This window comes from Streptomyces sp. NPDC048417 (genome assembly GCF_040651615.1).
Classification (GTDB): domain Bacteria; phylum Actinomycetota; class Actinomycetes; order Streptomycetales; family Streptomycetaceae; genus Streptomyces.
In genome coordinates this window covers 22,059-48,993 of the sequence record NZ_JBEZKI010000052.1, presented here as the reverse complement: position 1 = coordinate 48,993, position 26,935 = coordinate 22,059, and the positions used below count along the sequence as shown (strand labels likewise).

23 protein-coding genes and 1 pseudogene are annotated in these 26,935 nt (G+C 67.7%); 16 read left to right on the top strand and 8 right to left on the bottom strand.

Annotated features, from left to right (window positions below; all coding sequences use genetic code 11):
• Positions 1-481: RHS repeat-associated core domain-containing protein (locus tag AB0D59_RS48325; RefSeq protein ID WP_362578669.1), on the top strand; the 481-nt coding region annotated here is incomplete at its 5' end.
• Between the two features lie 506 nt (positions 482-987).
• On the top strand, positions 988-2,982 hold the full coding sequence (locus AB0D59_RS48320) for a peptidoglycan recognition protein (protein ID WP_362578666.1): 1,995 nt from the start codon (positions 988-990) through the stop codon (positions 2,980-2,982).
• 536 nt (positions 2,983-3,518) lie between these two features.
• Here the strand turns inward: AB0D59_RS48320 and AB0D59_RS48315 are convergent.
• The 3 genes from AB0D59_RS48315 to AB0D59_RS48305 form a co-directional block, all read right to left on the bottom strand.
• The gene (locus AB0D59_RS48315; protein ID WP_362578663.1) at positions 3,519-3,791 is read right to left on the bottom strand and encodes a hypothetical protein; all 273 of its coding nucleotides are present in this window, start codon (positions 3,789-3,791) and stop codon (positions 3,519-3,521) included.
• A 525-nt stretch (positions 3,792-4,316) separates the two neighbouring features.
• Positions 4,317-4,979: a hypothetical protein gene (locus AB0D59_RS48310; protein ID WP_362578660.1), complete on the bottom strand. Its 663-nt coding sequence runs from the start codon at positions 4,977-4,979 to the stop codon at positions 4,317-4,319.
• Between the two features lie 369 nt (positions 4,980-5,348).
• Positions 5,349-5,864 carry a hypothetical protein gene (locus AB0D59_RS48305; RefSeq protein ID WP_362577905.1) on the bottom strand — a complete coding sequence of 172 codons (516 nt, stop codon included), beginning with the start codon at positions 5,862-5,864 and terminating at the stop codon, positions 5,349-5,351.
• Positions 5,865-6,259: 395 nt separating this feature from the next.
• On the opposite strand from AB0D59_RS48305, the pseudogene AB0D59_RS48300 reads away from it, so the two are divergent.
• Positions 6,260-6,382, top strand: a pseudogene (locus tag AB0D59_RS48300) (HNH endonuclease); the annotation flags it as partial.
• Positions 6,383-6,761: 379 nt separating this feature from the next.
• Here AB0D59_RS48300 and AB0D59_RS48295 read toward each other — a convergent pair.
• Together AB0D59_RS48295 and AB0D59_RS48290 are read right to left on the bottom strand one after the other, a co-directional pair.
• The gene (locus AB0D59_RS48295) at positions 6,762-7,556 is read right to left on the bottom strand and encodes a hypothetical protein (protein WP_362578657.1); all 795 of its coding nucleotides are present in this window, start codon (positions 7,554-7,556) and stop codon (positions 6,762-6,764) included.
• Between the two features lie 101 nt (positions 7,557-7,657).
• Positions 7,658-7,831: a hypothetical protein gene (locus AB0D59_RS48290; RefSeq protein WP_362578654.1), complete on the bottom strand. Its 174-nt coding sequence runs from the start codon at positions 7,829-7,831 to the stop codon at positions 7,658-7,660.
• A 226-nt stretch (positions 7,832-8,057) separates the two neighbouring features.
• Here AB0D59_RS48290 and AB0D59_RS48285 point away from each other — a divergent pair, with 226 nt between their 5' ends.
• Positions 8,058-9,320: a ParA family protein gene (locus tag AB0D59_RS48285; RefSeq protein WP_362578651.1), complete on the top strand. Its 1,263-nt coding sequence runs from the start codon at positions 8,058-8,060 to the stop codon at positions 9,318-9,320.
• Positions 9,317-10,456, top strand: coding sequence for a ParB/RepB/Spo0J family partition protein (locus tag AB0D59_RS48280; protein ID WP_362578648.1), 1,140 nt, complete (start codon positions 9,317-9,319; stop codon positions 10,454-10,456). Before AB0D59_RS48285 ends, AB0D59_RS48280 begins: the two co-directional genes overlap by 4 nt.
• 88 nt (positions 10,457-10,544) lie before the next feature.
• Here AB0D59_RS48280 and AB0D59_RS48275 read toward each other — a convergent pair whose 3' ends face one another.
• On the bottom strand, positions 10,545-10,745 hold the full coding sequence (locus AB0D59_RS48275) for a hypothetical protein (RefSeq protein ID WP_362578645.1): 201 nt from the start codon (positions 10,743-10,745) through the stop codon (positions 10,545-10,547).
• Between the two features lie 216 nt (positions 10,746-10,961).
• On the opposite strand from AB0D59_RS48275, the gene mobF reads away from it, so the two are divergent.
• Both mobF and AB0D59_RS48265 read left to right on the top strand, forming a co-directional pair.
• A complete protein-coding gene (gene mobF / locus AB0D59_RS48270; protein ID WP_362578672.1) occupies positions 10,962-12,737 on the top strand; it encodes a MobF family relaxase in 1,776 nt (591 codons plus the stop codon).
• The gene (locus AB0D59_RS48265) at positions 12,734-13,054 is read left to right on the top strand and encodes a hypothetical protein (protein ID WP_362578642.1); all 321 of its coding nucleotides are present in this window, start codon (positions 12,734-12,736) and stop codon (positions 13,052-13,054) included. Before mobF ends, AB0D59_RS48265 begins: the two co-directional genes overlap by 4 nt.
• Before the next feature lie 468 nt (positions 13,055-13,522).
• Here AB0D59_RS48265 and AB0D59_RS48260 read toward each other — a convergent pair whose 3' ends face one another.
• On the bottom strand, positions 13,523-13,984 hold the full coding sequence (locus AB0D59_RS48260) for a hypothetical protein (RefSeq protein ID WP_362578639.1): 462 nt from the start codon (positions 13,982-13,984) through the stop codon (positions 13,523-13,525).
• 259 nt (positions 13,985-14,243) lie between these two features.
• Here AB0D59_RS48260 and AB0D59_RS48255 point away from each other — a divergent pair, with 259 nt between their 5' ends.
• From AB0D59_RS48255 to AB0D59_RS48215, 9 genes are all read left to right on the top strand, one after another.
• Positions 14,244-14,711 (top strand): hypothetical protein, encoded by a 468-nt coding sequence (locus tag AB0D59_RS48255; protein ID WP_362578636.1) that lies wholly within the window; start codon positions 14,244-14,246, stop codon positions 14,709-14,711.
• A 922-nt stretch (positions 14,712-15,633) separates the two neighbouring features.
• Positions 15,634-16,287 carry a hypothetical protein gene (locus tag AB0D59_RS48250; RefSeq protein ID WP_362578634.1) on the top strand — a complete coding sequence of 218 codons (654 nt, stop codon included), beginning with the start codon at positions 15,634-15,636 and terminating at the stop codon, positions 16,285-16,287.
• A gap of 328 nt (positions 16,288-16,615) precedes the next feature.
• The gene (locus AB0D59_RS48245) at positions 16,616-18,142 is read left to right on the top strand and encodes a carboxylesterase family protein (protein WP_362578631.1); all 1,527 of its coding nucleotides are present in this window, start codon (positions 16,616-16,618) and stop codon (positions 18,140-18,142) included.
• A gap of 1,142 nt (positions 18,143-19,284) precedes the next feature.
• Positions 19,285-20,340: a replication-relaxation family protein gene (locus AB0D59_RS48240; RefSeq protein ID WP_362578628.1), complete on the top strand. Its 1,056-nt coding sequence runs from the start codon at positions 19,285-19,287 to the stop codon at positions 20,338-20,340.
• A gap of 230 nt (positions 20,341-20,570) precedes the next feature.
• Complete coding sequence (locus AB0D59_RS48235) at positions 20,571-20,825, top strand: hypothetical protein (RefSeq protein ID WP_362578625.1); 255 nt, start codon at positions 20,571-20,573, stop codon at positions 20,823-20,825.
• 162 nt (positions 20,826-20,987) lie between these two features.
• Complete coding sequence (locus AB0D59_RS48230) at positions 20,988-22,175, top strand: serine hydrolase domain-containing protein (RefSeq protein ID WP_362578623.1); 1,188 nt, start codon at positions 20,988-20,990, stop codon at positions 22,173-22,175.
• A 222-nt stretch (positions 22,176-22,397) separates the two neighbouring features.
• A complete protein-coding gene (locus AB0D59_RS48225) occupies positions 22,398-23,843 on the top strand; it encodes an NF041680 family putative transposase (RefSeq protein WP_362578620.1) in 1,446 nt (481 codons plus the stop codon).
• Positions 23,844-24,100: 257 nt separating this feature from the next.
• Positions 24,101-24,349 (top strand): hypothetical protein, encoded by a 249-nt coding sequence (locus tag AB0D59_RS48220; protein ID WP_362578617.1) that lies wholly within the window; start codon positions 24,101-24,103, stop codon positions 24,347-24,349.
• A 248-nt stretch (positions 24,350-24,597) separates the two neighbouring features.
• Complete coding sequence (locus AB0D59_RS48215; protein WP_362578615.1) at positions 24,598-24,864, top strand: hypothetical protein; 267 nt, start codon at positions 24,598-24,600, stop codon at positions 24,862-24,864.
• A 174-nt stretch (positions 24,865-25,038) separates the two neighbouring features.
• On the opposite strand, the gene AB0D59_RS48210 is transcribed toward AB0D59_RS48215, so the two are convergent.
• Positions 25,039-26,355, bottom strand: coding sequence for an XRE family transcriptional regulator (locus AB0D59_RS48210; RefSeq protein ID WP_362578612.1), 1,317 nt, complete (start codon positions 26,353-26,355; stop codon positions 25,039-25,041).
• Positions 26,356-26,935 lie beyond the last annotated feature (580 nt).

Sequence of the window (26,935 nt, the reverse complement as noted above, 5' to 3'; positions counted from 1 at the left end):
CGGCATCACCCTCATGGGCGCCCGCCTCTACAACCCCACCACCGGACGCTTCCTCTCCATCGACCCCATCCCCGGCGGCAACGCAAACGCCTACGAATACGTCACCGCTGACCCGCTGGACAAATTTGACCTTGACGGACGGCGCTGGTGCTGGCGCTGGTGCTCGACGGCCGACCGCTGGGGCCGCAATCCGAACTGGCGGCACTACTACTGGGGCGCCAACATTGCGACTTCAGTGGTGTCCTTCCGCCGGATCAAGGCGCTCAAGAAGTTCCGTGCTCGCAGTTGCTGGACCCGATGGAGAGGCTTCGCGTCCTGCGGCGGCCACGCACTCGGCATTGCGGACTTGATCTACTCGGTGCATCAGTACTCGCGGAACTACCGGTACCTCAGGGCCTACAACCAGGCTCTCACCTATTCGTCGCGGCAACGAATCTGCCGCCAGTACACCCACTACCGCGGTCGCGGGCAGTGCGCGTAATCGTCCTCTGCAGCGATTGACCTGCTCGGCCCGGGTGTGGATCCCGTCCAGTGGACGGGATCCACACCCATAGCCCAGGCTCTTCGGGGCCGGGGTACGGGTACGCATCAGAGAGGTGACGGTCAACATCAACTACCTATGCGGACAGGGCGTGTTGACCGTGTAGATTCCCTCTCTCCAGACCCAGACAGCCGAGGCGTGCTGTCCTTTCTGTGGGTTTGTCATGTCTCGATCCGAAAGTGCATGGGGTGGGCTGCGTGAGGCGGCATGTGGTGTGGGGCGCGGTTGCTGTGGCGGCCGCTGTGTCAGCGGGCGTTCTTGTAGGCCAGCCATGGGAGGATCCCGGCTCGGACTCAGATGCGAAAGGGCTCGGGGGGCCAGTTGCTACCCATGTGCGGTCGACCGTCTTGCACGCGGATGACGCCGGCCGTGCCTCGCTGAGCCGGCGTGACGTCCAACGGTTCAGCATGCTGAGGCTTTCGTGGGAAAACCCCCAGGCACACGTCTTGGGTGCAGTCCAGGCCCGGGTTCGTACCGTTGGGACGCAGAAGTGGTCCTCCTGGGTCACATTGGAAGCCGACGGCGGAAGCGGCGAGGACTCTCCACGCAAGGGGATGCGGGGGGCCACCGGCGCCGCCTGGTTCGGCCCGTCGGACGGCGTGGAGATAAAGGTCGCCGCTGACGGCACGCTGCCCGCTGGCCTGCGCCTGGACATGGTCGATCCCGGTACTTCCACCCAGGCGGGAATGGAGGCAGCAGCCTACGTCATGGAGGGCGACACACCCGAGCCCGGTGACACATCCACCGCCCCTGCCGATTCACCGACACCCACCGTCGAAACGTCCGAGTCCGCCACGGCTCCGTCCACGCCTGCGAGCGAAACGCCGACGACTCCCGCACCCACTGCTACGGCCACGGAATCTTCTCCCCCGGCCAGTTCGGCTCCCCCGACTTCGGCAACGCCCACGGCGTCGGCGAGTGCGACATCCGGACCGAGTTCCACCGTGCCACAGCCCCCTGTCGTAAGCCGGGCGGCCTGGGGAGCGGACGAGTCTCTCAACAACGAGGCGCCCGAGTACGGCACGACCATCAACGCCGTCTTCGTCCACCACACCGCCCAGACCAACGCATATTCCTGCGCCGACTCTCCGGCCATCATGCGTGGTCTGCGCGCCCTGCACCTGAACCAGGGCTGGAAGGACATTGGCTACAACTTTGTCGTCGACAAGTGCGGCACGATCTTCGAAGGACGCAAGGGCGGCATCGACCGGCCGGTGATCGGTGCACAGGCCGAAGGGTTCAACACGAACACCACGGGCATCGCCGTCATCGGCACCTACACAAGCGAAGACGCCCCGGTTGCCGCAAAGGCTTCCATAGCCCGCCTCGCGGCCTGGAAGCTCGGGCAGTACAAGGTGGACCCGCTGGGGAAAGTGACCCTGACGGCCGGCAAGGCCAACGGCAAGTTCGCACTCGGGCAGTCCGCCGTCTTCAACCGGATATCGGGCCACCGTGACGCCTACGCCACAGAATGCCCGGGCACGGCCCTGTACAACCAGCTGCCAACCCTGCGCACCTGGGCCGCTGGTCCTGTTGCCGGACTCGCGATCAAGTCCGTCACCGGCGCGAGCCTGTCGGGGAACACCTACCTGACCAAGGGCACGGTCACCGTCAACTGGACAGCCACGACACCGGCTTCCCTCATCACGAAGTACGAGGTTCTAGTTGACGGAAAGAGCGTCGCCGCCAAGTCCGGCGCCGCGACCTCCGCAGCTGTCACCCTTGTTCCCGGCAGCCACACGGTGCAGGTCCGCGCGACCCATCAGTCAGGCAAGACCAGCACCTCGTCGAGCGTAGCGGTCACAGCGGAGACCACTCCGCCCGTGTTCAGCACCAAGCCGGCGCCGTCTCTGCGCGCGGGAAGTGTCGCGACCACCGCCGTCCCGGTCACACTCGCCTGGAAGGCCACCGACAGTGCGGGTCTGAAGGAAGTTCGCCTGACCGCCCCAACGGCGAAGACCTACGGACCCACCACGACCAGTGCCCAGTTGACCGCCACGTCTGGTGCGGCCACAGTCTTCAGCCTGACCGCCCAGGACCTGGCGGGCAACACCTCCGTCGCGACGGCATCGGCTACCCCGGTGATCGTGCAGGAGACGTCCGCCACCAAGACAGGTACCTGGACCAAGAAGACATCCACCAACTACCTCGGCGGCGCCTCCCTGAGTAGCGCCACGAAGAATGCCTCGCTGAGCTGGACGTTCACTGGCCGCTCAGTGGCCTGGGTCGTCTCGCGCGCCTCCACCTCAGGGCAAGCCGTCATCTACATCGACGGAACCAAGACCGCAACCGTCGACCTGAAGTCGACCACCACGGCCTACCGCAACGCCATCTGGACCAAGAACTGGGCTTCGGCCAGCAAGCACACCATCAAGATCGTCGTCACTGGGACTGGCGGGCGCCCCACCGTCACCACCGACGGCATCGCCTACCTGCGATAGAAGCCGGGAAACAGCGCCACAACTACCCTGGCAATGCCATGGGGCTCGTGCCCACCCTAGGTGGGGCACGAGCCCCCTTTGGTATCGGGCCGGGCGATGAAGGCGGTCAGATACTCGCTCATGAAGCGCTATTCCGGAATGTGTTCGTGGCGCAGCGTTGGGGAAATCTCGATCGAAGGAGGGTGGAGTGAGTGATGCAGGATCGGGTTGAACTGTGGATACGTAGAGCCGGCGGGCAGCTGTTGATCGGAGTGATCATGCTGGCGTTCGCGTACTCGCGAGAGGAATGGTGGTTGCCGTTCAGGATCTTCCTGATTCCGGCAGGCCTCGCGGGAGTCGGGGTAGGCCTGCATGAGACGTGGAAGATGATGCGCGGCCAGGAGACCACCGAACGAGACAGACCCGCCTGACCGCCCCCCAGGCAGAGCGCGCAGCACGTTCTTGATCACGCCGGTCTACCGGCAAAAGCCCTCGGCGCCGCCGCCGCCCGCCGGGACTCTCCCCCAGGTGGGCGACAGGTTTCACCGCAGAAACGATCAACGCCCCCGGCGCGCCTGGCTGGTCAGGCGCGGCGCAGGCATCCGGGCCGCCACCTGTCCTCCGGGCACGATCCGCCGCAGGTTCCCGCCGCCGCATTCGCGGTACTGCGACCAGCTGCCCCGGCTGACCGCATTGTCCGGAGCCTCTTCCACAACCTCGCGAGCCTCTACGGGAAGGCCCTTCTGCTCGGCATCCTGGCAGGCGGCGCGAACGAACGGGTTGATCACGAGGACGCCGCCCGAGACGAGCGCGTCGTAGAGCGTGGACACGCCCGTGAGCAGCAGTCCCGCGAGAGCGGCGACGACCGCTGTGATGGTGCCGGCCCTGCCCCAGTCGATGCGGCGCCACCACTGCCGCAGCCCTGCCGGACTGCGGGCCAGGGCCGGGACCCAGCCGGGACCCGGCCTCCGCGCGGCCAGTCGTACCCCCCTAGCCCGTTGCCGGCCGCTGCGCACCATGTCGCTCTCCCCCTCGCGTCCGTCAAAGTGAATGACGCAAGGGCTGTCTGCCCAATTGCACTAAGCCCTACGACACCGGATGCGCGGTCAGCCCGTGGTGGTGTTCCTGCATAGCCACCCCTCAGCGGACGTACCGCCGTTGGAGAAACGTCGCCGCGAAACGGCAACCACTGCCCCATAGGCAACACGGGCGCCCCGGCCTGAGGCGTTGCGGTTGAAAGGCATCTGCTGAGCGGCGGAGCCGGGCCCGCCGCTACGGGGGAAAGCGGCGGAGCCGGGCGCCACCACGGTCCCACACCGCCGCGCGGCACGCACCACGTTCGTAGGGCCGCCCGGTCAGCTGAGGCCGAGGCGGCCAAGCGCGGTTGTCCAGTCGGTGACGATGGCCTGCTGCGCGGCGGCGAGGGTGACCTTGCCGGAGCAGACCGCAGTGTGCAGCTTCGTCTCCACCGGGTCCTTGAGGTTGTTCACCCCGGAGCCCTTCTTGTGGCCGGGGTCGGTCGGCTCCACCCACAGATTGCGGTAGTCGTTGGGGTCGCCGCCGAGCTGCAGGCTGATCAGGTGGTCGTACTCGGCGTCCCGCATGCTCCCTGTGAACCCGTAGGAGGCCGCGTTCAGCTTCTTCTCCTTGCCCGTCACGTAGGTGGAAGGGCGCACCGCGGAGGTGTAGCCGCCCTTGCGGCAGATCGTCGACGCTAGGTTCGCCTGGGTGACGGCCGGGGAGACCGCGCCCGGCGTGCACGCCGGGTCCTCCAGGGGCTCGCTCTTCTCGTACCGGTAGTGGCACGAGCCCGCTGCCGGCTGCTGCTGGACCGCGTACTTCTTCTGCGGGCCGGCCCCCACCGCGATCGCCCGGCCCGCTCCGTTCGCCCCCGAGACCGCCCCCGGCGCGCTCGTGGTCCCGGACGGCGACGAGCCGCCCAGCGAGGCGGACTTGCAGCCCGCGAGCAGCAGGCAGGACAGCACCACGGTCATCGTGGCGCGGCGGGTGAATGGCATGACAGCCCCTCATGGTCAGGCGACGGCTGCCCAGATGCTGCCCTACCCGGCCGGCGCCGTAGCGCGCGGGGTGGGGCGCGCGGACGCATACCCGGCGTACACCCGCCCGAAGAGCTCAGGTGCCTCCGGCTCCCCCACGACGGCACCGGCCTCGGCCTGCCCATCGTCCGCCACCTCGTTGACGCCTTCGGCGGCACCATCACCTCAACCCAGCCCCCGGCACCGGCCTGGACGTCGCCGTGCGGCTCGGAACACCTCGAGCAGCGCCGGTCCCGGCGAGAGCCGCGTTGACCGGCCCGGACGTGAACTTGACGCTTGGTGCCGGGACATCCAGTACATTCGGCCTGGATGTCCCGGTGGTTGGCAGGGTCAGCCGATTCCGGTGACCTGCAGGGCCGTGGTCCAGTTGGTCTTGATGGCGCTGCGGGCTGCGGACAGGGTGATGGTGCCGGCGCAGACGGCGTTCTTCAGCTTTGTCTCCACGCCGTCCTTGGTGGTGGCGGTCTTCGTGCCGGAGTAGGGCTCGGGCCACAGGTTGCTGGTGCTGCGGGGCGAGCCGCCGAGTTCGAGGGGGACCAGGTGGTCTTCCTCGTAGTCGGCCATGTTGGTGTCGGAGTAGCCGTAGTCGATGATGCCCTGGGCCTTGAGGGGGTTGGTGTAGGACGTCGGCGGGCGGACGGTGGCAGTCCAGCCGGAGACGCAGATCGTGCTGTGAATGTTCGACTGCGTGACATCCGAGTTGTAGGCGCCGGGCGTACACGAGGAGTCGGGCAGCGGCAGGTAGGAGTGGGAGCAGGTCGACGCCTGGGCGGTGCCGGCCGAAGCGGCGATCATGCCGGCGGCCGCCAGGGCAAGGGCACAGGTAGTGGCGGTGAAGCGACGCATAAGGGGGAACTCCTGCGGGATCGGCCCGGACAGTGGGGGCGCCGGGCGGCTGACGGCATGACACCACCGCCCACGTCTATGCGAGTAGAGCCGCGGGATGAACAAGAGGCGACCTGCACAATCGTTACCTCACCCTGACCAAGCCTTTCCCAAGCTCCCTGTTTCGCCGCAGCCTCGGGCCGCTTCCCGCCTGGATCAACGCCCGCGACCCGGCACGAGCGCGTACACCACCCCCGCCAGCCCATCGGCCAATCGACGGGGCTGGCGCTCGTGTTCACGCTGCCAGGACCCGCGGCCAGGGTGGTCGTCCGACATCTATCGGGACGTCCCGTGCTCCCGTCCCGCTGTCCGGCGCCGTCCAGCCGTGCGTCCGCGCTCTCGGGTAGATCGTCCTCGTCGACCACCTGGTCCCTCTCGCCGAGGCCTGGGACTCCGGCGCCTCCGCCTGGACGGCCAAGGAACGCGAGGCCTACGCCAACGACCTGGACGACGAGCGGGCGCTGATCGCGGTGTCCGCGGCCTTCAGTTCGCCGGTCACCGCCACACCGACACGACCTTGCAGTACATCCACCTCTCCGGCCGGGACCTCGCCGAGAAGCTGAAGAGCGGGGCGATCTGACCATCAACACCCGCACGGCAAAGGCCCGTATGTCCCGTGAGCCTGCGGGGCGTACGGGCCTCTTGTGTTTCGTGTTCGGCGCAGTGCCCGGACAGCGGCCCCGCTCTGCCGAGTGCAGCGCCTGCCTCTGAGGCTGCAGCGATCGCCTATTACCCGGTAATAGCGTGCGACCTGACCGGCTCCGGCAGCCGGAGCTATTACCGGGTAATAGTCCGTGGCCCGCTGATGGGGGCGTGCTGCCTGCGAACGCAGTCATTGCGTCTGCCTGGCCGGCGGACCTAGTGGTGGAGGAACCACCAAAGACCTCCTGCGATCAACCCCACTGAAACGAGCACGACCGATGGCCAATGGATGACGCTACGTCGCCATACTGGCACCTTTGTCCCCCTCTGCGCCGCCCCGGGTGGGGCCCAGCCCCTGGACTCGTCCTCCTGTAGAGGCCCTGGCGGAGGCGGCGCTGGGAGCCCACGCACAGGCGTATCCGGGGCGGGGCACCACCTCGGGCCCGTGGCACCCTGCTCGATAACGGGCGGCTCTGGGTCCTCCCAGCCGTTGGTACCCGGGCGGGCGCGTCGCAGGGTGCCGAAGCGCTCGCGGCGCCAACGGATCCCGGCGATGTCTGTGAACTCGAGGATGATGCGCTCCTGGTAGCCAGCCTCACTGGACTCTGTGGGCGGCAGCGGGAAGGTCTCCTCGCCGGTGTCGAGATAGATCAACTCGCCGATCACCTCGTCGCCGAAGGACACGCGCACGTCCCTCACCAATTGGTTTGACCGATTCTGAACCACGACCCTCGGGACGACCCAGTTGCTGTTCAGAGGGGACACGAGTCGCACGACATTCGTTCTGATCATGGATGCCTGAAGCTGTTCCCGCTGTCGCCGGGCGCTTTGTTCTTGCTCGCGTAGCTGCCGCTCCCGCTCCCGATCGCGCTGGAACTTCTCCAGTTCCTCCGTGTGGAGTGCGTACTCCTGGCTCTCCTGCCGGACCTTCTGCCGGTGAGCTGCATAACTCAGTGTCAAACCTGCCATGCCGATGAGCAGGCTAAACGCGGCAATTAGGTTCTGCACCATGCCCGGACTCTGGTCGACTGGATCCCCTGCTGTCAGCGCGAAACCCCGGCCGGGCGGTCAGACAGCCGCAGAAGTCACCCTGCCGCCACCGTTAAGCAGCGCTATGTCGACCACCACAGGCGGCCGGGCCCGCGCCCGGCCTGACCGAGCCATCGATAGAGCACCGGGGCGGGCCCGAGTTCCACCAGTCCGGATGCGGTGAGCTTCCGGACCTGCGTGAATCCGCCCACCGCGAAGAACTCCTCGCAGCGTTCGGCGTATTCGTCGTGCGTCATGCTTCCCAACCCAGTCGATCAGCATGGCCATTGTCGGCCACGAACCCGCTGGTCAAGGCATGTCGGCGGCAGCCTGGGGCTCAGACGCGGACAGCGCGCCGTCCACGAGGAGTCTGAGGCCGAGAAGGACAGCGATGGCCTGGGTGGTTCGCTGACGACCCAACATGTCTTGCAAACTAACGTGCCGATAGCGCAATCGATCAAGGACGTTAGTAAGGTGTCCCGCATGAGTTCGCCAGCCACCTCCAGCGACCGCGAGAAGGTCGTCTCCAAGCTGCCGGGATGGCTCCGGCAGAACCTCAAGATCAGAGCGGCCCAGCACGGTATCGAGATCCAGGCCGCCGTAGAACAGGGCATCAGTGACTGGTGCAGCCTGGCCTCCGCGACGGCAACCATCGACACCGCCGGCGCCGACACCTTCTCCACCTTCCTGCCCCCCGGACAGTGGGAAGAGCTGCGTCAAGTCGTCACGGACCGCCGATTCTCCCTCATCCAGGGCCTCGCCCAGTCCGTCCAGCTATGGCTCGACTCCAACCCTGCCCCCGAAGTCGAACGCCCCGAAGTCACCCGACGCATCGTCGTCTGCAACCAGAAGGGCGGCGTCGGCAAGACAGCCATCACAGCCGGACTCGGCGAAGCACTCGCCGAAGACCCCAACACCCTGCACTCCGTCCGTGTCGCCAAAGCCTTGGCGAAAGCGCTCCGCGCCAGCGACGAACAAGCCGGCAACGAACCTGCGAACGATCCCCTCGACATCGAGAACCTGCCCGGCCTCGGTCTGCGCGTCCTGCTCGTCGACTTCGACCCGCAGTGCCACCTCACCAACCAACTCGGCGCCACCCCACTGCCGATGAACGGCGACAGCCTCACCAACCACATGGCGGGCGACCCCAAGGGCGACCTCCGCGACCTCATCGTCGCGATCGACGACGACGCCTTCAGCGGTCGGCTCCATCTTCTGCCCGCCTGCAACGACGCCTTCCTCCTTGACGTGCGTCTGTCCGCCGTACGAGCCCGGGAAGCCGCCCTCGAACGCGCGCTCGCCCCGCTCGAAGCGGACTACGACGTGATCCTTGTCGACTGCCCGCCGAGCCTCGGCCTCAGCATGGACGCCGCCGCCTACTACGGCCGCCGCCGTGACGGAGAAAAGCCCGGCCAGTCCGGCGCCCTGATCGTCGTCCAGGCCGAAGACAGCTCCGCAGACGCCTACGAACTGCTCACCACCCAGATCGACGACCTGCGCGGCGACCTGCAGATCGACATCGACTACCTCGGCATCGTCGTAAACCTCTACGACTCCCGACGCGGCTTCATCGCCACATCCTCACTGCAGGGATGGGTCGACATAAAGGATCCACGCGTCGTCGGCCTCATCGGCGACCTCAAGGAACAGAAGGAAGCAGTCCGAATGAAGCAGCCCCTGCTGTCATACGCGCCCAAGTCACAGCAGGCGATCGGGATGCGCGCACTGGCCCGGGAGATCGCATGAGCAAGGCCGACCAGCTGGGCGCAGGCCGCTTCGGCGGGGGAGTACGCGGCGTCAGCGCACGCCGGCAAGCCGTAGCCGCCGCCACAGGCGTCCCCACTGAGGGGATCGCCCCGCCCACCGAACTCCCCCCGCACCGCATCAGCCTCAACCCCGACAACCCCCGTTCCAGCCTCGGTGACCTCACAGACCTCACCGGAAGCCTTAAGACCCACGGCCAGAAGCAGGCAATCACGGTGATGAACCGCGACGCCTACATCGCCGCCAACCCCGAGCGCGAAGCCGACCTCGAAGCCGACACCACCCACGTCGTCATCGACGGAAGTAGCCGCCTCGCCGCCGCCCGCGAAGCAGAACTGACCAGCATCAAGATCATGGTCAGTGACGACCAGGGCAGTACCTCCGAGGAACTCCTCGAGTCCGCACTCGTCGCCAACATCCACCGCCAAGACCTCGAAGAGCTCGACGAAGCACGCGCCCTCGACCGGCTCCTGAAGATCCACGGCAGCCAGACCGCACTGGCCAAACGGCTGCACCGGACCCAAGGGTGGGTGTCGCAACGCCTGGCTCTGCTCAACCTCACTCCCGAACTCCAGGCAAAGATCCGCGAGGAGCCCATCAACCTGCTGCGAGCGGTGGGCAACAAGCCCGCTGCCGAGCAGGAAGCGGCTCTCAAGGAGCTCAAGAAAGAACGGGCTCGCAAGGACGCGGAGAAGCAGGAACGCAGCCAGAAGGGGGCAGCGAAGGGTGCCGCGTCAGCCGGTCAGGACTCCGAGAAGCCGGGCAGCCATTACCGCGTAATACAGGACGACGCGACGACGGCATCGTCCTCCGGCGCCTCGGTAGTCAAGGACGACGCTCAACCATCACGTCGTGATGATCCTGGTACGGCGGCATCGGACGCGGACGAACGACACCAGGAAGACGGCACAGAGCAGTCTGTTCCCGAACCGCGATCCCACAACGACGAACCAGCCGATGAGGATCAGGCCGCAGGACAACAGCCGAAGTTGTTCCCCTACAACGACGGTGCATCTGCGGCGGTGTACCTGATCCACAAGATGCCGCCTGACGAGTTCAATAAGATGGTGGACCTGCTGATCAAGCATCGGGACAGCCAGACCGCCGCTGCGAGGTGAGCCTCTGCGGTGCGACGGAGAAGGGCCGGTTTCCCAAGTTTGGGAAACCGGCCCTTCTCCGTCGCACCGCAGCATTCGCACGGCGTCGTCAGTCGTCCTCGTAGCGGTCCCGCATCGCCACCGTCCACTGCTCGGGCCGGGTGGCCTCACAGCTGGCGCAGCGGTACCCGGTGATCCACACGCGGGCCGGGTGGTCTAGCTGAGCGGAGTGGCGGGTGCGGCCGTACTCGATCCGGAGCGGTCGACGGCACAGCGGGTAGGGGCCTCCGTAGAGGGGTCCGTTGCTCATGGGCGGGAGGGTGCACACGGCGGCGGCTTACCGTCGTGGGCTAGCGGCACGGCCCGCCTGGCGGGCTCGGCGGTAAAGATGTGGTGATGGCCTCCCGCCCGGCGGGATGAACCCTGGATCACGCTTTTACGCAGGTCACGGACGGGTTTCCATGGGTGTGTGATCAGCGAAGCGAAGATCGGCCCGGGAGGGTGGCCGTATTACTGCAACGGCGTGATGGTCGGCGACGGCCACCGCCCGGCGGGCAAGCCGTTGAGCGATGCCCAGGACGAAGCGGGTGTCCCGCCGGGGTTCTGGACGGGCCGAGGCCTGGCTGCGGTCGGTCTGGCCGTCGGCGATGTGGTGACCGAGCGGCAGGCCGAACTGCTTCTGGGTGAAGGCCGGCACCCGGACGCTGACCGGATCGAGCGCGAGCATCTTCAGGGGGGCAAGAGCCCGGCGAAGGCGCGGCGGGCGACGGTGCTGGGCAGGCCGATCGAGCACAACAAGTCGCCCAAGACCGAGAAGGCGAAGGAGCGGTCGCCCTGGCTGGCCATGGATTTGACGTTCCGGGCGCCGTCGACCGTTCACATCGCGTGGGCGCTGCTGGACGACGTGATTCGCAGTGTGCTGGAGCTGTGCCAGGACATCGCCCGGGACAAGGCGCTGGGATGGCTTGAGGATTCGGTCGTGGAGATCCGCTGGGGGAGCGGCGGCAAGCACCGCAAGCCGGTGAAGGACGGGCTGATCGTCGCGGTGTTCCGGCACTACGAGTCCAGAGCCGGAAAACCGCTGCTTCACGATCATGCAGTGATTTCCATCCGTGCCCGGCGGCCGGATGGCAAAGGGACGTGGGGCAACTGGTCCGCGGACTCGATGCTGGAGCACATCGTCGTGGCCGACACCCTGTTCACCCTCTACTTCATGGAGGAGGTGTCTGCCCGGCTCGGGTGGGCGTGGGAGCCGCGTGAGGTGACTCCCGGCCGGAGGCCGGTCCTTGAAATCGCGGGGATCGACCAGCGGCTCATCGGCTGGCAGTCGACCCGCCGTCAGCAGATCGCGGACGCGCTGCCCATCTTCATGGCCGACTACGAAGAGGCCCACGGCCACGCGCCGGGGGAGCGGGCCGCCAAGGCGTTGGACCGGCAGGCCGCTGACCGGACCCGCCCGCCGAAGCGCAAGGTGGCGCGGTCGCTGTCCGAGCTGCGCGAGGGCTGGCGGAAGTCGGCGATCCGGGCGTTCGGCGCCTGCACGGTGTACCGGCTGGCGGAGCGGGCGCGGGCGCGGGCGGCGGCCGCGGCGGTGTGGGCGCGGGTGCGGCCGGTCGTCGACATCGTGTTGGCGGCCGTCGACATCAGCGCCGTGGTGTACGTGCTGCGCGGCGCGTTCAAGCGCCACCATCTGCTCGCCGAAGCCCGCCGCCACCTCGCCTACGTCCTGCGCGGCCGACCCCACGAGCCGGGCCTGGACGACCAGATCGTGCAGGCGGTCGTCGACGACTACGTCCGTCCCGTCGGACGCGGCCGGATGATGACCGCCGATCTGCGCGCCCTGTACCCGCACGACCTCGAGGACCAGTCGGTGATCCGCCCGCTGACCCGCGCCCGGTCGGCGTCCCGCTACGAGAAGGCCCGCCTCGCCGCCGGCGCCCTGACCGCCCGCGTCCACGCGGTGCGCCGCTCGCACCGGCTCGGCTCCCGCTCCCTGCCGCACTCCGTCTCCGTGCCCGCCGCATCGCCGCCGCGCTCGATGCGAGAGAGGGCCGAGCCCCGGGCCGGGCACGCGGTCCGAGTGGCGGGCCGGGACCAGGAGCAGATGACCGATGTCGCCGCGGTGGAGGAGAGCCGCCGGGTGATCGAGGCTGCCGTCGCCAAGATGGCCGCCAAGCTCCAGGACGGCATCAGGGAACGCGCTGCCGTACACGGCCCCCGGCCGCAGCCCTCCCCACCGCCCCGCACCCAGCAGCCCGGAATCCAGCCCGGCCCGAGCACACCCACTGGAGGAGTCAGATGACCACACCGCCCAACGACCCGAGGATCGAGGCTGCCCTCGCCCGCGTGCGACAAGGAGCCCAGGAACGTGCCGACGTGCTTGGGCCGCCGCCCTGGCAGCCGATCTGGAAGAGGCCCCGGAAGCCGCTGACCAAGGCTGAGAGGAAGAAGCGGCTGCTCCTGCAGCGCCAGCGGCTCCAACAGGCGGGACAGCGGCGCGTCTGCGCCGGGCAGTCCCGCCAGCCCCGCCCCCGGCGCAACCGCATCGGCAGCGCGGCCGTGCGACGCGACGCGCGCGCCCTGTCCCGGCTGCGACACTCCCACGCGTGGCTGTGGTGACGATGCAGCGGACCGGACGATGCCCGGCATCGAGTGCCTGACATCCGATGCGCACCCGGTACGGACGTTGAACCGCACCAGTGCGCACCGGCGATGCCGGGCACTCTCCCACGGCACTCGATGCGCACCTGCGCGATGCCCGGCATCGTCCTGCGCACCGCACCGAACCCGGCTCGCACCGCACGGAATCCGAGTGCGCAGAGCGCCCAGCCGACCCCCTGTCGCCTCGGGCCAGCGAACGTTTTCCCTTGACCAGCCTCGCTATTCGGCAGACAGCTCTCGCCGCAGCTCGCCGATCGGGTCGCGGTCAAGGGGGTGTGTGATAGAGGAACCCGCCCGGCCGTGGCGCGCGCCCGGTGCGGTGCGGCGATGCCGATGGAGCGCACCACGATGGGTGGTGCGGTGCGGTGTGCGGCGGTGGTGCGTGCCTGATTGCCGCGTACGCACCACCACCGTCGCCGATGCGCACTACACGATGGACAGGCGCACCGGCTGGCCACCGGCCGTTGCGGGATGCGCATCGAGGGCCTGGCCTACTCCGACGGCCTCCAGCTGACGGAGGGTGTCCGCGACGTCCTCGTGGTCCTCGGTGAGGAACTGCGCGGCGAAGTCGATGACGGAGCGGGCGATGCCATCCGCTGCGTCCGGCTCGGTCTGTGTCCAGGTCCGCAGCGAGGTCACGAAGACGCGTCCGAGGGCCTCCAGGGCGAAGGTGTCCGCGCACGGCTCGCCCGCTTCCGGGCCGGGCAGCGCGGTGACGGGCACGACGATCCGTTCGGCGACGTCGACGAGCAGCTCGGGCATCCGCGGTTCGGTGCCAGCGAACTCGCGGGCGGCTTCGACGTCGTTGGCCTGGACGGCGCGGAGGTAGCTGAACGCGCTGATCGCTGCGTCCGGGGTCATCGGGGCGAGCAGGGTGATGGTGGGCATGAAGGCTCCTCACGTACGGGCCGCCGCGCCGATCGCGGCGGCCCGTACGTGATCTTCAGAGCGGATGCCTGTGGACAGAGTCTGCGCACCGACGGTGAGCTGCCTCGCCTGGCCGGCGCCTGCGTTGCCCCTTGTCCAGTTCCGCTACCTGCGACATTCCGCCCATTCCGGTGAGGAGAAATCTCCGTCCCGGCACGCTGCGCGATACCCCGGGGAAAAGCCGCTGCCGCCCGGGGCTTGCCCCTGGGAGACTTCGGTGATGACCACGCAGCGGCCGCCGTTCCCGGTCCCGGACGAACGCGCCCACCTCTTCGTCGGCAGCTACGCCGACATGCACGACCTCGTTGAGGACCTGGTCGTGCCCGCCGGCGTTCCCGAGGCCGCGGCGACCGTCCTGCGGACGGCCCGCGAGCTGCTGCGCCAGTCGTACTACTGCTACGAGTTCTCCACCGTGGCGGTCATGCACTCCCTGATCGCGGTGGAGATCGTGCTGCGCGACCGGATCCCGGACGCGGGCAAGAAGCCGCTGCACCAGCTCATCAAGCAGGGCGCCGCCGACGGGATCCTGACGGCCCGGCAGGCGGAGTACCTCGACTACGGTCGGCAGATCCGCAACGGCATGGCGCACGGCCAGACCACGCACGCGGTGATGCCGCCGGCCATGGCGGTGCCGATGGTGACGACGTCGTTCGCGATCGTCGCCGAACTCTGCGCCGCTGTCCTCTGACGCTGAACCTTGACCGATTGCCACTGAAGTTTGACCGGCGAGTTTCATCCGGGGATACGACGTTCCCATCTCGTCGTCTGGCTACTGCGCTGTGGCTTTGTACTCCCTGCGGGACCGCAGCCACGGGACCACGCACCAGGAGGCCACCACCAACGCGGACGTCACCGCAGTGGACAACCAGCCCCTGTAGATGTCCGCGAGGCCGGTGACAAAGCGCATGGCGACGGTGAACACGGCCCAAACCGCCAGCCATCGAGCCGCCTTGACCATTCGTCCCTGTCGTCGCATGGCGCGAGCATATCCGCGGGCCTGAAGGGGAGCAGACGAGGGCTGTGGCTCACACAGAGGTCAAACTTCAGTGGCAATCGGTCAAGGTTCAGCGTCAGAGGACAGCCTGTCCTCTGACATCGGAGTTGGATTGTTTGCTGTCCCGTCTCAGTCGGCCTGGTCCGAATCTCAGATGATCTGGTCTGGTTCGCTCGTTGCCTCAGGTGATCTGGTTCCAGGCGTGGAAAAAGGTCACCGGGGGAAGTCGAGGGGCCGTCGGCGTCCGACCTTCCGCCGGGCGTGAACACCTGAAGAAGGCGCCTGGGCCGGTCGAGGCTATGATCCGCATCTTCGAGCGATTGGGGACCTGGTGGGGATATTTCGGCGCGGAGAGCGTCGTGATGGGGTGGACCTGCCGCGCGACGGGGAGTTCGCGTTCCTGTCCGAGGCGGAGGCTGCCCGGTTGCGTACCTTCGTCCGCGAGGCATTCGCGGAGCGCGGCATCGAGGTAACGGTCGAACCGGGTCGCGTGACCACGGACTCGGGTTGGCGCTTCGGCCTCTCCAATCTTGCGGCCGTGTGCCACAACGACAGCCGCGGCCCCCGGTGCTGGCGGGCGCTCGTAGACGAACATGTCGACCGGGTCATCCGATCGATGGATGGACCTCAGGCTCTCAAGGCCCTACTGCACGAACAGCTCCTGGCCCAGCTCTACCCCCGCTTCATTCCCAGCGATCCCACGCTCCTGAAGGCTTTCGGGTACGGTCCCCAATCGGTCCCGGGGCTGTTGGAGGTGCTGGCGCTCGACCTCCCGGAAACCGTCGACATGCTGACCGCGGACTCCCTCTCCAACCTGGGTGACATCACGGCGCTTCGGGACCGTGCGTTCCAGAACCTACGAGCCGTCCGCGTTGACAAGCACAAGGTGGTCAGGGACAAGGACGGCTCCCACTTCGACGTGCTGATGGGCGGCTCGTACTTCATCGCGAGCCTCGCCCTGGTCCTGGACGAGGTCGTCCTCCGCTATACCAAGGACGCACCGGCGCCGGACGGAATCCTGGTCGCGCTGCCGCACCGGCACCAACTCGCCTTCCACGTCGTCCGCGACAGGAACGTGGCCTCCTCGCTGCACGCCATGGCCCGGTTCGCCGCCATGGGCTTCGAGCAGTCACCGGGCGCGCTGAGCCCCTCGGTGTTCTGGTGGCACGAGGGCAGCCTTACCCAGGTCGCCACCCAGGACGACGCCGGCCTGCACATCAAACTCACCCAGGAGGCCATGGACCTGGCAGCACGTTTCGCGGGCGGGTAGCCAGACCTGGCTCGACATGCAGTCTTGCAGCCACTTCGAACGCCGCCGGCGGACCACAACGATTGAGACGACGGACACCATCTGCGGGCAGCGGACCAGATCACATGAGATTCGAGGGAGCTCATCGTCTCAAGCGATCTGGTCCTCGCAGGTCCCAGCCCTGACTCCGAACCAGATCAATCGAGACGGGACATTTGCCATCGAAGTTGGACCGGTCAGTCGCTGCTGGTGTGACTGGTCGAGATGCCTCCGAGGGCCTGTCGATCCCTTGCCGGCGGATTCAAACTCACTCGCGTGGCAGCCTGTTGACGGGTGAGACTGGCGCGCAATGAATAAGCAATCGGGTGCTGAGGTGGTCTTTTGGACAGCGAGGGGCCGTGTGCAGGGCAGAGGGCCCACTAACGGCGTCACTGCGGTGCTCGGCATCCCGTACGCAGCCGCGCCGTTCGGCGCCCGTCGATTCAGGGAGCCGCAGCCAGCGCCGGCCTGGGGTGGGATTCGGGACTGCACGGCCTTCGGACCCATCTCGCCGCAGTCAGCTGAGCTGCCCGGGGCGCCCGTGTGGCGCCCCGGGGACGAAAATGTTCTCACCGTCAACGTGTGGCTGCCGGAGCACACGCATGACGGCGCGCTGCCGGTGTTCTTCTGGATCCACGGCGGCGCCTACACCTTCGGCTCCTCGGCTCAGCCCGACTTCGACGGCGCGGCCCTGGCCCGCGCCGGGCTGGTAGTGGTCAGCTGCAACTACCGGGTGGGCTTCGAGGGCTTCGGCCACGTGCCCGGCTTCTCCGACAACCGCGGTCTTCTGGACCAGGCCGCCGCCCTGCGCTGGGTTCAGGAGAACATCGAGGCCTTTGGCGGCGACCCAGGTAACGTCACCGTCGCCGGGCACTCCTCCGGGGCAGGCTCGGTCGCCTGCCTGATGGCGATGCAGCAGATCAAGGGGCTGTTCCGGCGGGCCATTGCCCACAGCGTGCCCAATGCCTTCTACACGGTCGAACTCGCAGCGGCGGTCGCTGAGCGGATCGCCGCGGAGGCCGGGGTCGCACCGACGGCGGAGGGGCTGCTGTCCGTACCGCCCAAGGCTCTGATGGCCGCCTCCGACAAGGTCGCCGCCCAGTGCGGGACCGTCCCCGTGGCGACGATCCATGCCTATGACCCGGTGATCTTTCAACCCGTCGTCGACGGCGAGGTTCTGCCCGCGGACCCGCTCATCCTGATCGCCTCCGGGGCGGCACGGGACGTGGACCTACTCGCATGCCACACGTTGGAGGAATGCTGGTTCCTCCACGCGGTCGGAGCCGTCCGGGAGGTCACGAGCGAGGCAGAACTGGAAGAATTCGCCGAAGCCCTGCGCCTGCCGGCCCACTTGGTCAACGACTACCGGACGTCCATGCCCGACGCACCGGTGCTCGACCGCTACCTCTCGATGTTCGGCGACGCGAAGTTCGGCGAGTACACCACCCGCCTCGCCGAGCAGCACGCGAAGGCTGGCGGCCGGTCCTATCTGGCCCGCTTCGCCCGCAGGCGCGCAGACGCCCGGCCCTGGCACAACGCGGATATCCCCTTCGCGTTCGGCAACCTGGACGCTCTCGGCGCCGAGTTCCTCATCGGCGGCCCGCCCGATGAGCTCGACCGCGCCCTCTCCCAGCGCATGCTCTGCTCCTGGGCCGACTTCGCCGCCACCGGCGACCCGGGCTGGCCGGCCGTCACCGCCGCAACCACGCCGGTCAAGTCTTGGGCGCTCCCCCACGACCACCTGGCCGATGACGATACGTCCCCCTTCCGCACCCTATGGCGGAACATCAGGTTCGACCTGTTGCACCCCGGGCGAGCGGCGACCGGGCATCGATAGGCAAGGAAGTACCCGAGCCCAGCCAGCGGCCACAAAATCCCGGGCCGGTGACAGCAAGCATGGAAATCACGAGGTAGTGACAACAAGAACGACCAAGCGATGACAACTACCCCGCTCAGAACTGGGATGACGTCCAGATCGCACGTCCAAGCTGGTGACAACTATCCCGACCGGTCACAGCTGGTGAGCTTCTCCTTCTTGCGCCAGTAGGCGCGCTTTGATCGGCAGGAGCCTGAGCAGGTCAACCGGACCTGTCCGGTGGTGCCCCAGGTGAGTGACGTTCCGCAGACGACGCAGCAGTCGGGTTGGAGGCCCCGAGGGATGTCCGCGGCGGGCTGGGGCAAAGGTGGGAGGCCGCGGTCAATGCGTCGGTTGATGTAGGCCCAGCGGCTGCAGCGCTTCGAGCAGTAGATCTTGTTGGTGGGGCCCGCGACGAGAGGAGCCTCGCAGGCCTGGCAGCTCTTGGCCCGGATCTGCGGAGGGAAGGCCGCTTTCATCCGTGTGCGGTAGGTGGCTTGCCGACAAGCCTGTGAACAGTACTGACGTGGCTGCCGGTGGTAGGAGAGCCCCTTGCCGCATCCCTGACAGTTGGTGATCCGTATGGTTTTCAGCGGCTTGGGATGGCGCTTGCGGTAGCTCTTCTGGCGGCAAGCCTGGGAACATCGCCGACGCGACGTGAGAGTCTCCCCGATCGGCAGGGGTCTGCCGCACTCTACGCACTGCTTCCGTTCGGGGACCTCCCGTAAGAGGACTGGGTCTCGGCCGGTGACCCCCGCCAGGCGCTCCCAGGCCGGGGCTGCCTTCCGGGAGTCGGAGTCGCGCAGGTAGGAACGTCGACGCCCACGCTCAAGAAAGTCCAGCTCAAAGGCAGATAATGCAGCATCCCCGTGCGAAAGAGCCGGAGCCCCCATCCTGCCCCCAGCGCTCGCGGTCCAACATCGATGGCAGGAACGTAGCGGTTGTCCAACTTCCCTGGCAATCGGTCCATGTTCAGTGTCAGAGGACAACCGCACCTGCCTGACGATCACGGCTCGGTAACGGCACTCAGCGGTGTGTCACACCGTCGACTTTGACCACACCTCTACCAGGTGACGGCGGGATTCTGTCCGGAGTCCCGCGCCACCTGCGTGAGGAGACTTGTCATGACGTACACCAGCAGCGCCCGGCAGCCCGAGCCGGAGCCGCGCCCAACCTGGTCAGGGGGTGCCGAGCGGCCTCCGGGCGGCCCGGAATCTAGTGCCGTGAACGGTGCCGCGAACGACTCCAACGTCGTTCCCATCACCGCAGCTCACACCCCCCTACAAGGGGTCTCCCGGCACGCTGACACCTCTCTCCCTTCCCCTGAGACGTCAGCGAAGGGGAAGAAGTCCACTCCGGCCAGGAAGGTACGGGCCGATGCGCTGCGGATGCTGGGATGCGTGCGGATAGCCACGGTCCGGCAGATGGCTGAGGTGATCACGAAGGATGAGTCGGACGGCCGGTCGTACGTGCGCAGGGCGATGAAGAAGCTGGCGGAGCTCGGGCTGGCGGAGACGAACGGCAAGGACGGAAGGCACCCGATCTGGAACCTGACCCCGGCGGGACAGAGGGCTCTGGCCGACGGCAACGAGCTGCCTCCCCGACCGAAGGCCGGCACCGGGGCGAAGGCGGTGAAGGCCGGGTTGGGTCCGCACGGCGTCGCGGTGACGGACATGATCCTCGCCTTCGGCGGCCGCAAGCACCTGACCGACTGGCAGGTGGAGGTCAACCACGCCATCAAGGAGACCGGCCTGAGCTTCAACACCGACGCCGTCCTCGCGCTGCCGACGAAGACCAGCGAGGTGCGCCTCTTCGAGCTCGACAACGGCACCATGTCCCAGGCCCGGCTCGCCAAGGAGGTCTGGGACTACGAGCGCTACGCCGGGCACCGCGTCTGGGAAGGCGCCCGCGGCACCAACGGCCACACCCTCCCCTTCTGGCAGCGCCACCGCTACACCCGCTCCCAGACCTTCCCGCGGCTGCACGTCGTCCTGGCAGGCAAGGAGGAGCACCTGCTCGACAACCGCCTCCAGGCGCTCGCCGACGACGTGAAAGGCATCGCCATCGCAGTGTGGGTGAACACCCTGACCCGGCTTCAGCGTGGCGAGCCCTGGTACGAGATCGGCGTCGATGACCCGTACCGGCGCCGCGAGCGATACCCCGAACCGGCAGGCCGCTGACAGAGCTGGGCAAGCCGCCCCGCAACGGTGGCTTGCCCGACCAGCCGCGCACTCTCGCTGCCCGCTTCCTCGAGGAGGCGAAGGACGACCCGCCGGTCGTGACCGCCCGCCCGGCGGGACGGCTCCCGAAGTTGCCGCGCTGCCCGGCGGGATGACGAGGGCCAAGGCGCGCACTGCGCCCTGGCCACGGCGTACTCAGGTATTCCGACGTCATCAACCGGAAGGCAGCCATGAGCCTCAGCGAGCAGCAGAAGAAGGAAGCGACGCCAGCGAACTATGGCTACCCGGGAGACCTCTGGTACGCGATGGCCCGTCTCCACGCAGCCCACCCCGAGCCGGTCGGCCACAGCGTGCCGTTCGAGCGGCCGTCGGCGCTGCTGTCGATCGCGGAGCCGGACGATCTCGTCCTCGCGGCGCGGGTGGGGCTTTCCGGGAAAGAGACGATGGGCCACCTTCACGACCTGAGCTTGTTCTTTATGGTCTGACTTCGTGTGACAGGCCGGTGTAGCTGGTGGATATTCATGAGCCGTGGCAGGTTGAGGACGGTCCGGACGACATCAGTTACGTAGCACACTGGGGAGAACCCGACCATGGGGCCTCTGGTTGGCCGGATGGTTAGCCAGGCATGTCGTTCTTAGCGTTGCCTCATGTCGATCATGCGGAGTCGGATCAGTCATCGGACAGTGATCGTGCTCGCTGTCGCCCTTCTGGCGTTATTCGTTCCGGCAGAATCCAGAGCGGCGGCCCCCGATCGCCTCTCCCAACTGCAGCGTGATGCCGACGCCCTGCGGGACGACGGCATCACAGGCGTATCGGTGAGACTGGAGACGCCTCACGGAGTGTGGACCGTCCGTAGCGGGGTCGGTGATCTCAGCACCGGGCAGCCTGTGGCCACGGACGGCTACGTGAGGATCGGCAGCACCACGAAGACGTTCGTCGCGGCCGTACTGCTCCAGCTCGCCGGCAAAGGCCGCCTGTCGCTGGACGACACGGTGGACACGTGGCTGCCCGGCCTGGTCCGCGGCCACGGCCACGGCAATGACGGGCACCGGGTCACGCTGCGCCAGTTGCTCCAGCACACCAGCGGGCTGCCCGACTACATCGGAGACGTCGTTCCTGATCTCAGCGCGGCCGGGTATCTTGCGAACCGCTGGACCACCTACACCTCCCGACAACGTGTGGCCCTCGCGATGAAGCACCAGCCGTCCTTCGCACCCGGTGCCGGCTGGGAGTACTCCAACACCAACTATGTACTCCTTGGCATGGTCATCAAGGCCGTCACCGGCCATTCATGGGAGTACGAGGTCCGGGCCAGAATTCTTCATCCGCTGCGGCTCACCCGCACTCTCACACCCAGCAACTGGCCGTTCCTGCCCGGCCCTCATGCCCGGGACTACCAGCAGTTCGAGCCGGGTGGTGCCATGACCGACACCACGGTCGCCTACCTGCCCTTCGACGCCGATGCCGACGGGTCGATGATCAGTACAGCTGCGGACACCAGCAGGTTCTTCACGGCACTGGTGCAAGGCAGGCTTCTGCCCCCCACCCAGCAGGCTGAGATGCAGCGCACCGTCGAAGTCCCCGCAGACCGCGGCTTTCCACCGGGTACGCGCGACGGGCTCGGCCTGTTCTGGGCACCACTGTCCTGCGGCGGCGGGTACTGGGGGCACAGCGGCGACGGATTCGGATACCTGGTGTGGCCTGCCACGACTCCGGACGGCCGGACCATCGTCACGGTCTCCTTGCACAGCCGACCGGGCGATGAAAGCAGCGCCACTCGGCAGATCCAAGACGTTACGGCTCTCGTCGACCGCGCACTGTGCTCCGCTCGTTGATCGCTGACGTCTACATGAGCAGCACTCGCCAACCACGCTGAATGAAGGCGCTGCGACGAACCGCACAGCGCCCTGTCCGCTGGCCAAGCCGAACAGCCGCACTTCGAACGATGCCCCGAACGTGACCGCTCGTAGGAGGATTCCGGGGACGTGAACACGGCCTCCGTCTGATCCTGTGCTCCGACCAAAGAGGCACTTGACCAGTACGAAGGCCGTGGGGGAATGAGTCTGCTGCATCACGATGCCGTCCGGGAGCCGTTCGCGGTGGCGTCACGCTTCCGGGACGATTTCTTCGACTGCCTGACCGCGCGCGGGGACACGTTGTTCGAGCTGACCGATGCACTGTTGTGTGCGGATGGGCCGGTGACCACGCCGGTGGACCTCACGCTGACGGCAGAACACCGGCGTGGGCACGGCGCGATGTACGAGGCGCTCAACTGCGGGAACGTCGAGGTGCCGCGACTGCGGCAGGTGCTGGCCGGGCTGCCGCAGCCCGAGGCCGCTGACGGACGCCTGGTCCTGGCGGTGGACATCACCCACTGGCTCCGTCCGGACGCGCCAACCAGCCCGGACCGCCTGTTCTGTCACGTCTACGGCCGCAGCGGACGCTCCTCGGACCAGTTCGTGCCCGGCTGGCCGTACTCGTTCGTCGCCGCGCTGGAGTCGGGTCGGACCTCGTGGTGCCAGATCCTGGACGCGCTGCGGCTGGGACCGGCCGACGACGTCGCCGAGGTCACCGCGGCCCAGGTCCGCCGGGTCGTCACCGACCTCATCGAGATGGGCCGCTGGCACCCGGGTGACCGCGACATCCTCATTGTCTTCGACGCCGGCTACGACGCTCCGCGCATGGCCTATCTGCTGGAGGGGCTGCCGGTTGAGGTCCTGGGGCGGATGCGCACCGACCGCGTGATGCGCAAGCCGGTCCCGGTTCCCTGGATCTCGCCGCCACAGGGCGGGCGCCCGCCGAAGCACGGCAAGGAGTTCCGCTTCGCCAAGCCCGACACCTGGGGCGAGCCCGATGCTGCGACCGCAGCTGTCACCGACCGCTACGGCACCGCGCGCGCGATGGCCTGCGACCGTATCCATCCTCGTCTGACCACCCGCTCCGCATGGATCGACCACACCGGCGAACTCCCCTTAATCGAGGGCACGTTGATCCGCCTGGAGGTCGACCGACTGCCCGGCGGCCACGATCCACTCCCCGTCTGGCTGTGGACGTCGGCCACCAGCCTGACCGGTGAGAACGTCGATCTACGCTGGCAGGCGTTCCTGCGCAGATTCGACCTTGAACACGCCTTCCGGATGATCAAACAGACCCTCGGCTGGACCCGCCCGAAACTCCGCACACCCCAGGCGGCTGACCGGTGGACCTGGCTGATCATTGCGGCCCATACCCAACTCCGTCTCGCCCGGCCGCTGGTCGCGGATCTACGCCGTCCCTGGGAGAAGCCGGTCGAGCCCGGCCGCCTCACCTCCGCGCGGGTCCGCCGGGGGTTCAGAAACTTGCGTCCGGACCTGCCCTGTCCGGCCCGTGCGCCGAAACCCAACCGTGCAGGCCCCGGCAGACCCCTCGGCTCGAAGAACCGGCGTCCCGCTACCCGCTACAACGTGGGCAAAACGGCCAGGCGACCTGAGAGCCTCGCCGAACGTGACCAGGTCAGACCATAAAGAACAAGCTGAGTGCCTGTTTCTGAACCTGCCCCTGGTGCCTCTACCCCGGGGCCGCTGCGGCCCCTCTCACCTCGCCATGCTGGTCTTCGGAGCCCTCTGCGCCTTGCTGAGGCTGTGGCAAAAGACCCACGTGGCGCATGTGTGCTCCTTCAGGGGGTCTTCCGTGCGTCGCCCCTCCGCCTCGGGCGTGGTCCGCAATGATCACTCAGAGCGATCACTTGATCGACGTCCGGATTCAGTAAGGAGAGGCTCACATGCTGGAAGGCATCGACGACGACATGAGGGACCTCATTATCGAGGAACTGGCCCTCGATCTCGATTACCTCGGGCAGGCGTTGAACAACCGCCTGCCGCTTGACGACATCACGGACACGGCTAGCAGGGGGAAGCTGGCTGTGAGGTTGGAGGAGCAGTTCGGCGTCGACGTTCTCGACGACGCTGTCGGGAAGTGGGTCACTCTCCAGGACGTCATCGACACCATCAACTCGCTTCAGAAAAGGTGAGGCCAGCGGCGGAGCGGGGGCCAGCCGTCGCAAAGCTGCCGGTTTTCCGGTCCCTGAATGACCCTTCTGATGAGCTGCCCCAGCACGTACGCCGCATCTGTCACGTGTTGTCACGTGAGCCCCACCGGTTTCCGTTCGGGGAGCGGTCGCAGTGACCGTTCCCCGAACGTTTACACAAAGCTCCCATTCCGGGCTGCTGGCCGTTGACGTGCTGGTATCGGGTTCAGAAACAGGCACTGATCGATACGGTGACGCGCGGCCTCCCCGGGGGCAGTCGGATCGGCGACTTCGCTCTCGTACCCGACGTCGTGCTGGAGGTCATGGTCGGCAAGCGGCAGGAACTGCCGCTGCACACCGGCCACATCGCAGGCCTCACCCAGCTCCTGCGGGACTCCATCGGCACCCTCGGTTCCCACAGCACACCAGGGGGCGGCCAGTGCTTCCACTGCGAGGGAACCGGGCGTGCCCGCCCGCTGTGGGAGCGATCGAGGTCAGCTGGCGACGACGTCGCGTAGTTCCCGTACGGCGCGCTCGCGGTGGTGCTGTGCGGGGATCGCCTCGTACAGGTCCAGGGCGCGGCGGCGCCCCCACGACGGCACGGCCTACTCGGCGAGGGCGGCCGCAGCCCTTGAAGCGTGATGAGTGAGACCCTGCGCATTGTCTGCGACCGCCGACACAATCACTGCGAGTCAGGCGGCAGCGAGATGGAGCAGTTCGGGGACGCCCTGGGTCTGGGTGTAGGGCCCGAAGCGGGGGAGGAGGTCGTTGACGAGCGTGACGCAGCGGGGTGCTCCGATGCGGCGGGCCAGCTGGAGGGCTTCGGTGGCGGCGGCTGCCGCAGGTTCGGGATCCTTCTGATCGAGGTAGCTGGCAGCCCGGTAGGTGAGGAATACGCCGCGGGTTTTGTCCCGGGAGGCGGGCAGCAGGTGCTCGCCCTCGGTGATGAGCTGGTGGGCGCGGCGGGTGTCGCCGAGGTCTAGGAGGGTCTGTCCGGTGTCGACGGCGAGGTCGGCTTCGGACATCCAGGCGCACCAGGCGGGCCGGTCGGTGCCTGCGTCGTTCAGGTGTTGTTCGGCGGCGGCCAGGGCGCGGAGCACGGCGCTTCGTTCGCTCGGGTTGTGGCGTGCGGCGAGGGTACGGGCCAGGCGTAGCTGGAGCAAGCTGCGGGCGGCGGGGTTCTCGGCTCGGGTGAGGGCGTGCTGAAGGATGCGGGCCGCGGTGGTGTGGTCGCCGCGCCAGGCGGCCTGGTAGGCGAGGTCGCCCAGGAGGCCGGCGCCCATGTCGCGGTCGCCGACGGCGTGGGCGTTGTGCAGTCCGGCGATCCAGTGCTGGCCGGCGTGGGTGTGGCGTCCCAAATCGAATTGATGCCAGGCGACGGTCTGGGACAGGGAGGCCGCCAGGGTGTGCAGCCGCAGTCTGAGGGCGGGTGTGCAGCGGCCGTGTTCGAGGAGTTCGGTCACGGTGGTCAGGTGCGCGTCCAGCAGCGTGGGCGTGTGCTGACGCTGTTCGGTGGGCAGGCCGGCCAGGTGCTGGGTGGAGTTCTCCAGGAAGGAGACGAAGTCCTCGCTGACTGGTTTGTCGCCCTCTGTCTGGGCGAGCGCGTCGGGAGAACTGCCGGCCCAGTCCGCAGCCAGGGCGGACAGGGCGGTGCCGCAGATCGTCAGGAAGGTGCGGCGTTCCATCGCTGTTCGCAGGGCCTCTCTGAGTGCGGGCACGGAGCTGTGAGGGCCGAGGGGGACCACGCCGTTGGCGGTGAGTGGCAGCCAGTTCGGCCAGTCGTCGGCGCGGACGATGTCTGCGGGCCAGCCGAGTGCTTCGGCGATGTAGATCTGGGATTCCTCGCTGGGCGTGACGCCGCGCTGCCACTTGCGTACCCGCGACTCGTCCGTGCCGGAGCGCAGACCGCGTCGGCGGGCCGCGGCGCGGACACCGGCGGCGAGTTCCTTCTCCGACAGGCCGCAGGCGCAACGCGCTGTGGCGAGCGGGTGCTGGCGGGTGTCTTCCACCCCTCCATGCAATCACTGAGCGCACCTGCCTGGTGACTGCTTCGGACGTGCGGGACCTCCCCGGGACCTCCTTCAACTCATCGACGGACTCGAACGGTTGAGCCAATCTCGGATGCGCAAGCACTGCCGCCGGACCGACCGGCCTGCATGCAACGGAGGACCTATGGAAGAGAGCACGGCACCCCTGGCACCGGCTCTGCACAGCGACGACGCCGACGCCGTCACCCTCGGCAACTCCACCGAGGGCTACCGCGAGGAAGTCGGCTGGGAACGCTACTGACCCCGCCCTCCTGAACCCCCTGCGCTCCCGGTGCGCAGGAGCGCGGATACACGAGCGGCGCCGCCACCCGGCGGCCGTCGGCACAACAGACGAGAGGACACAACGATCATGAACGAGATCGCCACGGCCCCCCAGCTCCCGGTCCTGGTGTCGGCCGACGCCGACGAGGTCACCCTCGGCCGGCAGAACTTCAACGACGCCGACAAGGCGAACTACTTCGAGTGATCCACCTGCTCGACCCGGGGCGGCGCGGCATCAAGCCGCGCCGCCCCGGCGCATCCACAGACACGAGAGGCAAGG

Bases quoted from the DNA above. Each gene is read 5' to 3' on its own strand.
- AB0D59_RS48310 (WP_362578660.1), bottom strand. From the start codon at position 4,979: ATGCCATTCACCCGCCGCGCCACGATGACCGTGGTGCTGTCCTGCCTG.
- AB0D59_RS48305 (WP_362577905.1), bottom strand. From the start codon at position 5,864: ATGCGTCGCTTCACCGCCACTACCTGTGCCCTTGCCCTGGCGGCCGCC.
- AB0D59_RS48295 (WP_362578657.1), bottom strand. From the start codon at position 7,556: ATGGTGCAGAACCTAATTGCCGCGTTTAGCCTGCTCATCGGCATGGCA.
- AB0D59_RS48290 (WP_362578654.1), bottom strand. From the start codon at position 7,831: ATGACGCACGACGAATACGCCGAACGCTGCGAGGAGTTCTTCGCGGTG.
- AB0D59_RS48285 (WP_362578651.1), top strand. From the start codon at position 8,058: ATGAGTTCGCCAGCCACCTCCAGCGACCGCGAGAAGGTCGTCTCCAAG.
- AB0D59_RS48280 (WP_362578648.1), top strand. From the start codon at position 9,317: ATGAGCAAGGCCGACCAGCTGGGCGCAGGCCGCTTCGGCGGGGGAGTA.
- AB0D59_RS48275 (WP_362578645.1), bottom strand. From the start codon at position 10,745: ATGAGCAACGGACCCCTCTACGGAGGCCCCTACCCGCTGTGCCGTCGA.
- mobF (WP_362578672.1), top strand. From the start codon at position 10,962: ATGGTCGGCGACGGCCACCGCCCGGCGGGCAAGCCGTTGAGCGATGCC.
- AB0D59_RS48265 (WP_362578642.1), top strand. From the start codon at position 12,734: ATGACCACACCGCCCAACGACCCGAGGATCGAGGCTGCCCTCGCCCGC.
- AB0D59_RS48260 (WP_362578639.1), bottom strand. From the start codon at position 13,984: ATGCCCACCATCACCCTGCTCGCCCCGATGACCCCGGACGCAGCGATC.
- AB0D59_RS48255 (WP_362578636.1), top strand. From the start codon at position 14,244: ATGACCACGCAGCGGCCGCCGTTCCCGGTCCCGGACGAACGCGCCCAC.
- AB0D59_RS48250 (WP_362578634.1), top strand. From the start codon at position 15,634: ATGGATGGACCTCAGGCTCTCAAGGCCCTACTGCACGAACAGCTCCTG.
- AB0D59_RS48245 (WP_362578631.1), top strand. From the start codon at position 16,616: ATGAATAAGCAATCGGGTGCTGAGGTGGTCTTTTGGACAGCGAGGGGC.
- AB0D59_RS48240 (WP_362578628.1), top strand. From the start codon at position 19,285: ATGACGTACACCAGCAGCGCCCGGCAGCCCGAGCCGGAGCCGCGCCCA.
- AB0D59_RS48235 (WP_362578625.1), top strand. From the start codon at position 20,571: ATGAGCCTCAGCGAGCAGCAGAAGAAGGAAGCGACGCCAGCGAACTAT.
- AB0D59_RS48230 (WP_362578623.1), top strand. From the start codon at position 20,988: ATGTCGATCATGCGGAGTCGGATCAGTCATCGGACAGTGATCGTGCTC.
- AB0D59_RS48225 (WP_362578620.1), top strand. From the start codon at position 22,398: ATGAGTCTGCTGCATCACGATGCCGTCCGGGAGCCGTTCGCGGTGGCG.
- AB0D59_RS48220 (WP_362578617.1), top strand. From the start codon at position 24,101: ATGCTGGAAGGCATCGACGACGACATGAGGGACCTCATTATCGAGGAA.